We start from the raw sequence: 12,441 nt of genomic DNA, 5'->3' as shown, positions 1-12,441 counted from the left end.
CGTCTAGCCCACCTTGGATCTTGCGCGAGTCTTCACGCGGGCACGGATCGGCCCCGCCGCGACGGTCGTGAACGGTGTCTCGACCGGGAAATCGTCTTCCAAAGAGCAGATTTCGACGTGCCGCACGATCGTGGCCAGCGCCAGCGTCGCCTCCAGCATGGCGAAGTGATCGCCGATGCACGATCGTGGGCCCCCGCCGAACGGAAGATATTGCCAACGATCGCGGGCCTTTGAATTCTCCGGGCTGAACCGATCGGGGTCAAACTTCAGCGGATCGTCCCACAGCGACGGATCCCGCTGCACCGACATGATGCCGAACAAGAGCAGGGTGCCGGCTTCGACACGGTAGCCGTCGATCTCGACATCGCGCATCGCCATCCGGGCTCCAGTAGCGCCAGGCGGACACAGCCGCAACGCCTCATGCAGCACCTGGACGGTGTAGCTCAGGTGCGACATGTCGTCGGGTGTCAATTCGCGATCACCCAGTTCGGCGACCTCGGCAGCCACCCGGTCCTGCAGTTCGGGGTGACGACCGAGCGCCCACATGGAATAGGCCAGTGCGGTGGCGGTGGTGTCGTGACCGGCGATCAAGAACACCAACAGTTCGTCACAGATATCGCTGTCGGACAACGATTGTCCCGTAACGGGGTCAGTTGCGACCATCAGTGCCCGCACCAATGGAGCATCCCGCTCCGAATCCTCGCGGCACGCCTGCAGAATCTCACTCGCGAGCTGACGCATGCTGTGGGTGGCCGCGCGGGCGCGGCGGCGTGCAGGCGTGGGCAACCACCTCGGAGCGCGCACCGGACTCAGCGCCCGGTCCGCGATGTACTTAAGGGCTGCCTGCATGGGCTCGGCCAAATTGTCCGCTCGTTCGTCGAGGTCCAGTCCGAGAACCGAGCGACCCAACGCGCGCATGGTGAGTGTGCGGCACTGCGCATCGAGGTCGACTTCACCGTCGTCGGGCCAGCGGGACGCGACCGTCTCCGCAGCGTGGAACATGTGGCCACCGAACTGACGGACGTGCTGTTTGGTGAAAATCGGCTGCAGCGCACGTCGGCGGGGCAGCCACTCGTCGTGCATGAGGTCGAACAGGTTCCCACCGAGCAGATGGCGCATCTCCCGATGGACGACGGTCTTCTCGATGTAGTCATCCTTGCGGCCGAGAACATCGCGAATGCCCTGGGGTGAGGCCGCGAGTACCACTGGCGGCATGAGCCAGCGCGGACCCAGACTGAATCGCGAAACCGGACCTCCCGCCTCGCGCAGCTGTTCCACGCCGAAATGCAGCGATCTGACAGCCCGCAGTGTCTGCCAGTACGAGAGCGGGTTCTTCGGAGCCGGCGGTAGCGCGCTCAACTCGACGTTTTCGATCTTCAGGACCATGGCTGGAGCATCGCAAGGCACCAGTGCGGCCACTAGCGTAGGCGACTACTTCAACTGCGAGGCGGGCCTACCGCACCGTCATCATTCGCGATCATGTCGAGCCGCTGCCGCTACCGCGCCAGCGCGGAGGCCACCTGTCCCATGAGGGTGGCGAAGGGCATGTCCAGTGCGGCGTAGATGTCGTTGGCCTTCGGGTCGGCGTTGTCGCCCATGATCTCGACCATCAGCGTTGCGTAATCGGAGACTTCGATTCCGAGCGTCGTGAGGCGGGCGAGACCGGCTTCACGCTTGTGATGCGAGAACGTCCCGCACGCATCCAAAGCCACCACTGAATGAAAACCTCTGTCTCGAGCGGAGATCGCCGGTAGCTAGGCGCAGACCTCAAATGAGAGGCCGGCGATGATCAGGTGATCGCGTTTCGTCGCCTCGACCTGTGCCACGAAGCGGTCGTCGTTCCAGGCGTTGACGGTGGACCGGTCGATGATCTCGGTTTCCCGGAGCACTTCCCGCAGTTCGGGAATCGTCGGACCCCACATGCTGTCCCGGGCGGTGGTCACCGCGACGATGGGCAGACCGAGGATCTGCGCGGCGCGCGCGAGGCCTACGACGTTGTGTTTGAGCTCGTTGACGTTGATGTCCCGCACGCCGGTGAACAGTCCGACCTGATGGTCGATCAGCAGTACTGCGGTGTTGTCGCGGGTGAAGCGCACGCGTCCGGTTGTAGCCATTCTTCCTCCGTAGCTCTGCGTCACAGTCCTTCTCAATATCCAACGATGCGAGTGACGGAAATCTTGCAGTCGCGCAGCCCTATTGCAGGTGCCTGGAACAACTCGCCCGCGTGCAAGCGGAATCGTTGTTCATACCGTTGAAAACCAATAGCGGGCATCCCACCAACGAAGAGGAAACCATGACGCACTCGTGGCGCGATGATCTTCCGGCGTTACAAAATCGCCTTGCCGGACCTTGCTTTGTTTCCGGCACCCCCGGCTACTCCGATGAGGTCGCGGTGTTCAACGAAGCGGTTACCCATCGTCCCGCCGTCGTCGTGGGTGCGGTCAACACGTCCGATATCGGTGTGGCGGTGGACTTTGCGTCGCGACACAGTATGGATATCGCCGTGCTGAACACCGGTCATGGCCCGTCGGTGCCGTCGGGCCCATCGACTTTGATGATCACGACCAAGCGGATGTCGAGGATCGAGATCGACGTCGACACGTCCACGGCGCGGGTGGAGGCCGGGGTCCGATTCGGACAACTGGTGGACGCCGCCGCACCGCTTGGCCTCGCTCCGCTGCCGGGATCCGCGCCCGGCGTCGGCGTGGTCGGCTACACCCTGGCCGGTGGGGCCAGCGCGACGATGGGCCGCCGCTACGGTTGGGCGGCCGACCACGTCAGCGCCATCGACGTCGTCACGGCGGACGGACGGTTCCGTCGGGTCACGCCCTGCTCGGACGCCGACTTGTTCAGCGCGCTGCTCGGCGGAAAAGGCAACTTCGGCGTGGTCACCGCAATCGAGTTCGCGCTCTTCCCTGTGACGAGACTCTATGCGGGCGCACTGTTCTTCTCGGGCGAACACATTCGGGACGTCCTCAACGCTTATCTCCCCTTCACCGCGACCGCGCCCGATGACATCGCCACCGGACTGGCGATCCTGAACTTCCCACCGCTGCCGGACCTTCCGGCGTTCATGCAGGGCAAGGTCGCCGTCGCGGTGCGGGTGTCCTACCTCGGGGACCCCGACGAGGGTGCGCGTTTGATCGACCCACTGCGTCAGGCCGCACCGGTCCTCGTGGACACCGTCGCAGACATCCCCTTCACCCAATTCGCCTCGATCAGCGCCGATCCCACGGATCCCGCAGCCGCAGTCGAGCACTTCGGACTGCTACGCGACCTCACCCCGGACGCCGTCGAAGCCATCGTCGAGGTGGCTGGACCCGAAGCCGGCAGCCACATCAACCTCGTCGACATCCGGCACCTCCAGGGGGCCTTCAGCCGGCCCCCGGCGTTCCCCAACGCCGTCGGCGGACGTGATGCCGCCTTCGGGTTCTTCGCGCTGACGGTGGTGCCGCCGGGCCAGGAGGTCGCCGACTACCGCGATTCGGGCCGAGAACTCGTCGACGCACTGGCGCCGTGGCTACACCGCATGGCGCACCCGAGCTTTCAGGGTCCCGCCGATGTGAGCGAGTCGGCGACCGCCCGCGCCTACGAACGCGACACCTACAGGAAACTGCGGGCCGTCAAGGCAAAGTACGACCCGCACAACAGGTTTCGAACGAACCACAACATTCCACCCGAACCATCGGCCGCGTGACCGGCTAGCTGGTGCCCAGGGGATCGATCGTCCACGCGATGTAGAGAATCGTCGCGCTGACACTGGCGGTTGTGGCGACGTCGATCCCGCGGCTGCGTACCGCGAGCAAGCCCGCCCGCTCCTCGGGCAGGGTGAGCCTCAGCACCGCCGCGACGGCCACCCCGATCGCAAGCACCAGTGCTCCGCGGCGCCAATAGCCGGCGACCACGAGCGCGAATGCCGCGATCAGGATCACGCCGGGCAACAGGATCGGCCACTGCCCGCCGAAGACTTTGCGCGCGAACTCCCGCGGCGTCAAGCGCTCATCGCCGCCTCTGCCCGCTCGACCACGTTGGTGAGCAGAAACGCCCTGGTCAGCGGTCCGACTCCGCCAGGGTTCGGTGACACGTGACCAGCGACGTCCCAGACGTCCGGATGCACGTCGCCAACGAGCTTGCCCGCGTCGTCGCGGCTTACTCCGACATCGATCACCGCGGCCCCGGGTCGGACCATCTCGGCGGTCACCATGTGCGGCACCCCTGCCGCGGCAATGATGATGTCGGCATCGAGGGTGTGCTGAGGCAGATGCCGAGTCGCGGTGTGGCACAACGTGACCGTGGCGTTCTCGGATCGACGGGTCAGCAGCAGACCGAGTGGCCTGCCGACCGTCACGCCGCGACCGATCACCACGACCTCCGCGCCCGCGATCTCGACCTCATAGCGGCGCAGCAGGTGCACGATCCCGCGCGGGGTGCAGGGCAACGGCGCCGGCTCGTTGAGCACCAACCGGCCCAGATTCGTCGGATGCAAACCGTCGGCATCCTTGCCGGGGTCGACCCGTTCCAGGGCGGCGTTCTCGTTGAGGTGTTTGGGCAGCGGCAACTGGACGATGTAGCCGGTGCACTCGGGGTTGGCGTTCAACTCGTCGATGGTCTCGTCGAGCGTGGCCTGGCTGATGTCGGCGGGCAGGTCGCGGCGGATGGAGTTGATACCCACCTTGGCGCAGTCCGCGTGCTTGCCCCGGACATACGCATGGGAGCCCGGGTCGTCGCCGACCAGAACCGTGCCCAGTCCTGGCGTGTGGCCTGCGGCGGTCAGGGCCGCCACCCGCTCCTTGAGGTCGACAAAAATTTCGTCGCGTGTGGCCTTACCGTCCAATGTGATCGCACCCACGCAGATTTCTCCCGTCGCTTCGCTCGCCCGCGAGCCCAGTCTGGCATGCTCACTGCCTATGAACACACAGCCCAATGTGTTCACCCCGGCCAAGCTCGGCCCGGTGACGCTGCGCAACCGAATCATCAAGGCGGCCACGTTCGAGGCTTCTTCGCCGAACGCGCTCGTCACGGACGACCTCATCACGTATCACCGGCTGCCCGCCGCCGGTGGGGTCGGCATGACGACAGTCGCGTATCTGGCGGTCACGCAAGGTGGTCGCACGGAGGGCAACGTCATCTGGTGGCGTCCCGAGGCCATGCCGGGCCTGAAGAAGCTCACGGAGTCCATCCACTCCGAGGGCGCGGCGATCAGCGCGCAGATCGGTCATGCCGGACCGGTGGCCAATGCCCGCTCGACGAAGGCCAGGGCGTACGCGCCGGTGCGGTTCTTCAATCCGCTCTCCATGCGGTTCGCCAAGAAGGCCACGCGGGACGACATCAACGACATCATCGCCGCACACGCCAACGCCGCGCGGATGGCGATCGAGGCCGGGTTCGACGCTGTCGAAATCCATTTGGGACACAACTATTTCGCGAGTTCGTTCCTCAGCCCGCTGATCAATCGCAGGGCCGACGAATTCGGCGGGTCGCTCGAGAACCGCGCCAAGGTGGCGCGCGGCATGGTGATGGCGGTACGACGCGCGGTGGAGAAGGAAGGTACTCCGATCGCGGTCACCGCCAAGTTGACGATGGCCGATGGGGTGCGCGGCGGCATCCCGATCGAGGAGTCGCTGCAGACCGCGAAGTGGCTGGAAGAGGACGGCGGCCTCGACGCCATCGAACTCACCGCGGGCAGCTCACTGGTCAATCCGATGTACCTGTTCCGCGGCGACGCCCCGGTCAAGGAGTTCGCGGGCGCGTTCAAGCCGCCACTGCGGTGGGGAATCCGGATGACCGGCAAGAAGTTCCTGCGCGCCTACCCCTACCGGGAGGCGTTCCTGCTGCGCGACGCCAAGCTGTTCCGCGCCGAACTCAAGATGCCGCTGATCCTGTTGGGCGGCATCACAAATCGCGAAACCATGGATCTGGCGATGGCCGAGGGTTTCGATTTCGTCGCGATGGGGCGGGCGCTGCTCGCCGAACCCGATTTGATCAACCGCATCCAGGACGACGGCGACGCCCACTCGATCCGGTCGCTCTGCACTCATTGCAACAAGTGCATGGCCACGATCTACAGCCACACGCACTGCGTGGTGACGGGTTCGCCGGGCTAACGAGGTGCTGTCGGCGCCTCGACCGCGAGCAGCGGCTGCGTACCGAACTGCACTACCGGCTCGGTGCGCGTCCACTCTGGAGTCTTGATGACCAGGTTCTGCGCGGTGACGGTGTAGGTGACGCCGTCTTTCTGGGCGAAGAATTCGCCGGGCACGGTGGGTTCGGCGACGACGGTGAGCACGGCGTCCTTATCGGCCACCCTGGCGCCCCGGTACTGGTAGCGGCCCGCCTGGTCGACGCAGATCGCCACAATTGACTGTTCGGTGCGGCTGAACGCGACCGCCGACTGGGGCGCGTCGCAGCGGATCTGCGAGTCGACGAAGCCCCGATCATCGGTGGGGTAGGACGGCTGTGCCCCTGCGGTCGACGGCGTGCTGACCGCCGCCAGACTCAGAACCGCCGCGGCACCCGTGAGCAGGGCTGCAGGCGCCTTAGACACCATGATTAACGACACCACGAACGCGGCTGCGACGGCCGACGACTCGCCGAGCGAACCGGTACATATTTGTCACCCAGGCGGTATCAGTGCCCTGGCACAGTCCCCGACGATGCCGTCGGCGCTCGCGGGAATCGCTTGCTTGGCGAGCAGGTGCCGCCGGACGACGGCGTACGGAACGTCGACGACCGCGGCAGTGACCCGGTCCGTATCGGCCGGAACGTCCTTCATGAGCTGTCGCAGCCTGCGGTGCAGGCGCCGCCTGGCCGCGGTCAGGTGTTCGGGCCAGTCGGCGGCGGCCAGCGCGTCGGCCCCGGCCAGCAGCACCTGCGCTTCATTCGGATGCTCGCGGCACCACCGCACCGTGAACTGGGCCGCATCGACACACCGGGTCTGCGGGTCTTCCGCGCCGGACAGCGCCTCGGTGACGCCGGATCCGAAGCGCTGCTCGGTACGAATCCACAGTTCGCCGCACAGGGCGGCCCTGGTCGGAAAGCGGTGATACATCGACCCGCTGGGCGCACCGACCGCGCGCGCGACGGCCGACATGGTCACCGCGGCGGGACCCTGGTCGGCCAATAGGGCTGCCGCGGCGTCAAGAAGTTCGTCGACGGTGTATCGCGCGGGCCGCGGCATCGCCTTATGATAATAGAGAGTTTTCTCTAATACCGTCTGGAGGTAACCGCGTGTCATCCCCTACCGTTATTGCGCAACGCTTCTACGAGGCCATCGCCCGGTCCGACGCCGAGGAGCTGTTCGCGCTGCTCACCAACGATTTCGTCGGCACCGTGAGTACGGGTATGCCGCACGATGTCGGCGGCCAGCACCGGGGCCCGAACGACATGATCGCCGGAGTCTGGGGCCGCATTGACGCGCTCTACGACGTGACCGTCGATCCCGTCGAATATCTCGCGGTCGATGCCGACAGGATCGTCGTGATCGGCCGGTATCGAGGTCCGGCACGAGACGGCGCGACGACCGTCGACGCCGCATTCGCTCACGTCATCACGACCCGGGGCGAGCAGATAACCGCACTGCAGCAGATCACTGACACTGCCCAATGGCGCATCCCGTGCCGATGACTGCACATTGACGCTCCGCAGACCTGCGCCGAGATCGGTGTCGTACCGATAGAGTTGTCCGCGATGAGCCGACCAGCCCCACCCGCGCTGACCGTTCGATACGACGGATCGACCCGAACCTTCGCGCCGGGCAACGACGTAGTCGTCGGTCGCGATCTTCGCGCCGACATCCGAATCGCACATCCGTTGATCTCGCGCGCACACCTTGTGCTGCGGTTCGACCAGGGTCGGTGGGTCGCCATCGACAACGGCAGCCTCAACGGGATGTACGTCAACAACCGTCGCGTACCCGCCGTTGACCTACAAGACGGTCAGCATCTCAACATCGGCAATCCCGATGGGCCGCAACTGAGTTTCGAGATCGGGCGTCACCAGGGTGCCGCCGGGCGGACGCCGACCCAATCGGTGCCCATCGGCTCGGCTCGCCCCGCGGACACTTCGTGGCCGACGCAGGCGCCGGCCGCCCATCCGCCGGCCTCCTCGCCGCAGGTATCCCGACCGCAGTCGCCGCCGCCGAGCACCCAGCGTCCGCCGACCGCCCCACCGCGGTACCCGTCGTCGCCCCAACAACCGGCCGCTTACGGCGGCGGGCAGCAGTACCCTTCCAGCCCCTCGGCACCGCTGCGGCCACCTCCGGTCTCTGCGCCGATGTCGCAACCGGCGCTTGAGTCGGTCACCGCGATGGGTCCGACGGCGGCTCCACGTGCGGGCGAGGGCAATCTCGCGACGAGCATGCTGAAGATCCTGCGGCCGGGCAAGCCCGCCGCCGCAGCGGGGATCGCGGGCGCCATCAAGATCGGTCGCGCCACCGATAACGACATCGTGGTGCCCGACGTGCTCGCGTCACGGCACCACGCAACCCTGCTCCCGACGCCCAACGGCACCGAGATCCGGGACAACCGCAGCATCAACGGCACGTTCGTCAACGGTGCCCGCGTCGACTCGGCGATTCTGCGTGACGGCGACACCGTCACGATCGGCAACATCGACCTGGTGTTCACCGGCGGCACGCTGGCCCGTCGCACCGAGACCGCGGCGGCAACCCAAACCGGTGGCCTGGAAGTCCACTCCATCACGTGGACGATCGAGGGCAACAAGACGCTGCTGGACAACATCTCGATCGCGGCCCGCCCCGGCACGTTGACCGCGGTCATCGGCCCGTCCGGCGCGGGCAAGTCGACCTTCGCGAAGTTGGTGGCCGGCTACACCCATCCGACGACGGGCACCGTGACCTTCGAGGGTCACAACATTCACGCCGAGTACGCCTCGCTGCGCTCCCGCATCGGCATGGTTCCCCAGGACGATGTGGTGCACGGTCAGCTGACCGTGCGGCAAGCGCTGATGTACGCCGCCGAGCTGCGGCTGCCGCCGGACACCACAAAGGCCGACCGCGAACAGGTCGTCATGCAGGTCCTCGAGGAACTCGAGATGACCAAGCACCTCGAGACCCGCGTCGACAAGCTCTCCGGCGGTCAGCGCAAACGCGCTTCGGTCGCCCTCGAGCTGCTGACCGGGCCGTCGCTGCTGATCCTGGACGAGCCCACCTCGGGTCTGGACCCGGCGCTCGACCGCCAGGTCATGACGATGCTGCGCCAGCTCGCAGACGCGGGCCGCGTCGTGCTCGTGGTCACGCACTCGCTGACCTATCTCGACGTGTGCGATCAGGTTCTGCTGCTGGCGCCCGGCGGAAAGACCGCGTTCTACGGGCCGCCCAGTGAGATCGGCTCGTCGATGGGCACGACGAACTGGGCCGACATCTTCAGCTCGGTTGCGGGAGACCCCGAGGCGGCCAAGGCTCGGTACCTCGCCCAGCACGGGCCGCCGCCACCGCCACCGCCTGCGGAAAAGCCCTCCGATCTCGGCGCGCCGACGAAAACGAGTCTGCGAAGACAGTTCTCGACGATCGCCAGGCGTCAGGTCCGGCTGATCATTTCGGACCGCGGTTACTTCATCTTCCTGATGTTCCTGCCGTTCATCATGGGTGTGCTGTCACTGTCGGTGCCCGGCAACGTCGGCTTCGGCCTGCCGGTTCCCGCCATCAAGGGTGGTGAAGCACCCAACGAGCCCGGCCAGATCCTCGTGATGCTCAACGTGGGCGCCATCTTCATGGGCACCGCGTTGACCATCCGGGCGCTGATCGGTGAACGGGCGATCTTCCTGCGTGAGCAGGCCGTCGGACTGTCGACGTCGGCGTACATGCTCGCGAAGATGGCCGTCTTCACGGTGTTCGCGATCATCCAGTCGGCCATCGTCACCTCGATCGCTGTGTGGGGTAAGGGGTGGGGGCCCGGAGCCACCGAATCCGGGGTGTTCATCGGCAACCGCAGCCTGGAGTTGTTCGTCGACATCGCGATGACCACCATCGCCGCGGGCATGGTCGGCCTCGCACTGTCGGCACTGGCGAAATCGCAAGAGCAGATCATGCCGTTGCTCGTGGTGGCGATCATGTCGCAGCTGGTGTTCTCCGGCGGCATGATCCCGGTGACCGACCGGATCGTGCTCGATCAGCTGGCCTGGTTGACTCCCGCACGCTGGGGCTTCGCGGCGTCGGCGTCGACGATCGACCTGACCAGACTCGTACCAAGTCCGCTGTCACCCAATGACTCTCACTGGCACCACACGAGTGGTGCGTGGTGGTTCGACATGCTGATGCTCGTCGTGATCTGTGTGGGTTACACCGGGTTCGTGCGCTGGAAGATCAGGCTCGCTGCCGCCAAGTGACGCCGACGTTCTGCAGCACCGCGCTGGCTGAGCGCATCGAGCGCGCTGAGGCGGGTCTGATCACCGCCGGCGCCGACGCGGCACGGCGCCGCGGCGGCGAGGGCTTCGAGGTTCCGGTGGCCGGCGGCGCGGCGTGCTTCGCCGGCGAGAACTCGCCGTTCAACAAGGTCGTCGGGGTCGGCTTTGGCGGTGTGCCCTCGGCCGCCGAATTGGACGAGATCGAAACGGCTTTCGCGGCGCGCGGCAGCGCGACCCAGGTCGAGCTCGCACACCTGGCCGACCCCGATATCGCTGCGGCGCTGACGGCTCGCGGCTATCAGCTGGTCTCCTTCGAGAACGTGCTCGGCCGCCTACTGGTTGGCCCGTTGGAGCGGATCACGCCACCCGGTGTCGACGTCCGGCCCAGCGATGACGACGAATTCGGGACGTGGCTGGACACGGTCGTCGAGGGTTTCGCCAACCCGGACACGCAGGGCGTCGCCTCACACGAGGAGTTCCCGCGCGACGTCCTTGCCGACGCCACCCGCGATATGGCGGCCGCAGGCGCGACCCGCTACATCGCGATGGCCGACGGAGTCGTCGCCGGCGCGGCGAGCGTGCGGTTGGTCGACGGCATCGCACAACTCACCGGTGCCGCGACGGCTCCCGCGCACCGTAGGCGCGGGGTGCAGACGGCGCTGCTGGCGACCCGGCTCGTCGACGCGGCCGCAGCGGGGTGCGACATCGCCGTCGTCACGACGTCACCGGGGTCTAAGTCCCAAGAGAACGTGCAGCGTCGCGGTTTCGACCTGCTCTACACCCGCGCGATCCTGGTCAAACCCGCGCCGGAGCCAACCGCTTGAGCGCCAGTCCACCCTCAAACGGCCGATAGCCGAACGCGGGCGGAGCAACGTAGCCGGTGTCCCCCAACGGCTTGCCGACCTCGGCGACCGTCGGCCCGATCTTGGCGGCAATCGGAGCAAGCGCATCCAGATCGAAGCGGTACAGGCGACCGGCGTTGCCGCCCAGAATCTTTCGACAGGTGTCCTCGGGCTGGTCGTGCAGCGCCCACTGGATCGCCAGCTTGGAATGCGGCGCGAAGCCTTCCTCGTGCGGATAGTCGCTGCCCCACATCATGTGATCGGCACCCATGTAGTCGATCATCGACCTCTCGTAGGGCGTGAGTTCGGACGCCAGGTAGCAGTTGCGCTTGGCATACTCGCTCGGCGCCATCGACAACTCGTCGATCGACGAACCCCCGAACATTCCGTAGGTACGGTTCCCCGCTTCGGTTTTCATGCTCGGCACCATGACATCGAGCAAGGTCATCTGGTCTTGCAGCCACATGGTGCCCTGCTCGGTCGGCACGAAGCGCAGGGTCGGGTGACGCTCGAACACCCCGGCGAGAATGAGGTGGCTGACCGTACGTTGCGCCCACAGCGCCATCTCGGTCACCAACACGGCGTTGGACGCCGGCTGATCCATCGGCATCACCGGACTGCCCGCGCCCGCGTGCTGAACCAGGGTCAGGTCGAGCTCCGTGCACAGCGCCCAGATCGGTTCGTAGCGCGTGTGAAAGAGCGGGGCGACGTTCGGATCCCCTGGCGAAACCGCGGGCAGCAGGACCCCGCCGAAACATCTCTGCTGCGCCCCCCAGCGGATCTCCTCGACGGCGAGCTCGATGTCGTTGGGGAAGATCTGGATCAGCCCGCGACGCCGATCCGGCGCCAGCGCGCAGAAGTCGACCTGCCACCGGTTGTGGGCCTGCACACCTGCCCATCGGTGCTCGAACTCCTCGCGGGTGCGCGGCAGGCTGATCGTGATGTTCGGCGAGGTCGGGAAGAACGGCGGCACGGTGTTGGGCAGCAGCACCTCGGCCGCCACTCCGTCGGCATCCATCTCCGACATCCGCAGCTCGTGGTCCCAGTTGCGTTTGGCGGTCGCGATGATCAGGTCGTCGAACGGGCTGACGTACGTCTTCGCCCACGCGTCGAAGTCATCGTGCAGTCGCGCGGGCAGGTACTCCTTGTATTCGTGGAGATCCGCTCCGGCGTGTGTGTCTGTCGAGATGACGACATAGCGATCGATCGTGTCCCCGGTGGCTGCCATGTGCTGATC

Annotated in this window: 13 protein-coding genes; 5 read left to right on the top strand and 8 right to left on the bottom strand. The window is 66.3% G+C overall.

The features are described 5' to 3' along the window. Positions 1 to 3 precede the first annotated feature (3 nt). From ACIA48_RS18525 to ACIA48_RS18515, 3 genes are all read right to left on the bottom strand, one after another. On the bottom strand, positions 4 to 1,386 hold the full coding sequence (locus ACIA48_RS18525; RefSeq protein ID WP_396734476.1) for a cytochrome P450: 1,383 nt from the start codon (positions 1,384 to 1,386) through the stop codon (positions 4 to 6). Positions 1,387 to 1,496: 110 nt separating this feature from the next. Further along, positions 1,497 to 1,712, bottom strand: a complete 216-nt coding sequence (locus ACIA48_RS18520) for a hypothetical protein (RefSeq protein ID WP_396734473.1) — start codon at positions 1,710 to 1,712, stop codon at positions 1,497 to 1,499. Between the two features lie 42 nt (positions 1,713 to 1,754). Continuing rightward, the gene (locus ACIA48_RS18515; protein WP_396734470.1) at positions 1,755 to 2,114 is read right to left on the bottom strand and encodes an isochorismatase family protein; all 360 of its coding nucleotides are present in this window, start codon (positions 2,112 to 2,114) and stop codon (positions 1,755 to 1,757) included. 179 nt (positions 2,115 to 2,293) lie between these two features. Between ACIA48_RS18515 and ACIA48_RS18510 the strand changes: the two genes are divergently transcribed. Beyond that, positions 2,294 to 3,697, top strand: coding sequence for an FAD-binding protein (locus tag ACIA48_RS18510; RefSeq protein WP_396734467.1), 1,404 nt, complete (start codon positions 2,294 to 2,296; stop codon positions 3,695 to 3,697). 4 nt (positions 3,698 to 3,701) lie between these two features. On the opposite strand, the gene ACIA48_RS18505 is transcribed toward ACIA48_RS18510, so the two are convergent. Both ACIA48_RS18505 and ACIA48_RS18500 read right to left on the bottom strand, forming a co-directional pair. Next, positions 3,702 to 3,995, bottom strand: coding sequence for a DUF3017 domain-containing protein (locus ACIA48_RS18505; RefSeq protein WP_396734464.1), 294 nt, complete (start codon positions 3,993 to 3,995; stop codon positions 3,702 to 3,704). Next, on the bottom strand, positions 3,992 to 4,849 hold the full coding sequence (locus ACIA48_RS18500) for a bifunctional methylenetetrahydrofolate dehydrogenase/methenyltetrahydrofolate cyclohydrolase (protein ID WP_396734461.1): 858 nt from the start codon (positions 4,847 to 4,849) through the stop codon (positions 3,992 to 3,994). The genes ACIA48_RS18505 and ACIA48_RS18500 overlap by 4 nt, the downstream gene beginning before the upstream one ends. A gap of 58 nt (positions 4,850 to 4,907) precedes the next feature. On the opposite strand from ACIA48_RS18500, the gene ACIA48_RS18495 reads away from it, so the two are divergent. Beyond that, positions 4,908 to 6,104, top strand: coding sequence for an NADH:flavin oxidoreductase (locus tag ACIA48_RS18495; RefSeq protein ID WP_396734458.1), 1,197 nt, complete (start codon positions 4,908 to 4,910; stop codon positions 6,102 to 6,104). On the opposite strand, the gene ACIA48_RS18490 is transcribed toward ACIA48_RS18495, so the two are convergent. Beyond that, a complete protein-coding gene (locus ACIA48_RS18490; RefSeq protein WP_396734456.1) occupies positions 6,101 to 6,547 on the bottom strand; it encodes a hypothetical protein in 447 nt (148 codons plus the stop codon). The genes ACIA48_RS18495 and ACIA48_RS18490 overlap by 4 nt on opposite strands. 66 nt (positions 6,548 to 6,613) lie before the next feature. Continuing rightward, positions 6,614 to 7,177, bottom strand: a complete 564-nt coding sequence (locus tag ACIA48_RS18485) for a TetR/AcrR family transcriptional regulator (protein WP_396734453.1) — start codon at positions 7,175 to 7,177, stop codon at positions 6,614 to 6,616. A gap of 50 nt (positions 7,178 to 7,227) precedes the next feature. Here ACIA48_RS18485 and ACIA48_RS18480 point away from each other — a divergent pair, with 50 nt between their 5' ends. From ACIA48_RS18480 to ACIA48_RS18470, 3 genes are all read left to right on the top strand, one after another. Beyond that, positions 7,228 to 7,623, top strand: a complete 396-nt coding sequence (locus ACIA48_RS18480; protein WP_396734451.1) for a nuclear transport factor 2 family protein — start codon at positions 7,228 to 7,230, stop codon at positions 7,621 to 7,623. 63 nt (positions 7,624 to 7,686) lie between these two features. Continuing rightward, positions 7,687 to 10,344, top strand: coding sequence for an FHA domain-containing protein (locus tag ACIA48_RS18475; protein ID WP_396734449.1), 2,658 nt, complete (start codon positions 7,687 to 7,689; stop codon positions 10,342 to 10,344). Then, positions 10,341 to 11,186 (top strand): GNAT family N-acetyltransferase, encoded by an 846-nt coding sequence (locus tag ACIA48_RS18470; protein ID WP_396734446.1) that lies wholly within the window; start codon positions 10,341 to 10,343, stop codon positions 11,184 to 11,186. Before ACIA48_RS18475 ends, ACIA48_RS18470 begins: the two co-directional genes overlap by 4 nt. On the opposite strand, the gene ACIA48_RS18465 is transcribed toward ACIA48_RS18470, so the two are convergent. Then, positions 11,158 to 12,432 (bottom strand): amidohydrolase family protein, encoded by a 1,275-nt coding sequence (locus tag ACIA48_RS18465; RefSeq protein WP_396734444.1) that lies wholly within the window; start codon positions 12,430 to 12,432, stop codon positions 11,158 to 11,160. The two genes, ACIA48_RS18470 and ACIA48_RS18465, sit on opposite strands and share 29 nt — an antisense overlap. Between the last annotated feature and the right edge of the window lie 9 nt (positions 12,433 to 12,441).

Origin of the sequence: Mycobacterium sp. NPDC051804 (genome assembly GCF_044452905.1) — a bacterium.
GTDB lineage: Bacteria > Actinomycetota > Actinomycetes > Mycobacteriales > Mycobacteriaceae > Mycobacterium.
Note: the sequence above shows the minus strand (reverse complement) of the source record. Positions and strands in the feature narration are given on the sequence as shown.

Coding starts and splice junctions, on each gene's coding strand:
- ACIA48_RS18495 (WP_396734458.1), top strand. CDS start 4,908: ATGAACACACAGCCCAATGTGTTCACCCCGGCCAAGCTCGGCCCGGTG.
- ACIA48_RS18490 (WP_396734456.1), bottom strand. CDS start 6,547: ATGGTGTCTAAGGCGCCTGCAGCCCTGCTCACGGGTGCCGCGGCGGTT.
- ACIA48_RS18515 (WP_396734470.1), bottom strand. CDS start 2,114: ATGGCTACAACCGGACGCGTGCGCTTCACCCGCGACAACACCGCAGTA.
- ACIA48_RS18510 (WP_396734467.1), top strand. CDS start 2,294: ATGACGCACTCGTGGCGCGATGATCTTCCGGCGTTACAAAATCGCCTT.
- ACIA48_RS18485 (WP_396734453.1), bottom strand. CDS start 7,177: ATGCCGCGGCCCGCGCGATACACCGTCGACGAACTTCTTGACGCCGCG.
- ACIA48_RS18525 (WP_396734476.1), bottom strand. CDS start 1,386: ATGGTCCTGAAGATCGAAAACGTCGAGTTGAGCGCGCTACCGCCGGCT.
- ACIA48_RS18475 (WP_396734449.1), top strand. CDS start 7,687: ATGAGCCGACCAGCCCCACCCGCGCTGACCGTTCGATACGACGGATCG.
- ACIA48_RS18465 (WP_396734444.1), bottom strand. CDS start 12,432: ATGGCAGCCACCGGGGACACGATCGATCGCTATGTCGTCATCTCGACA.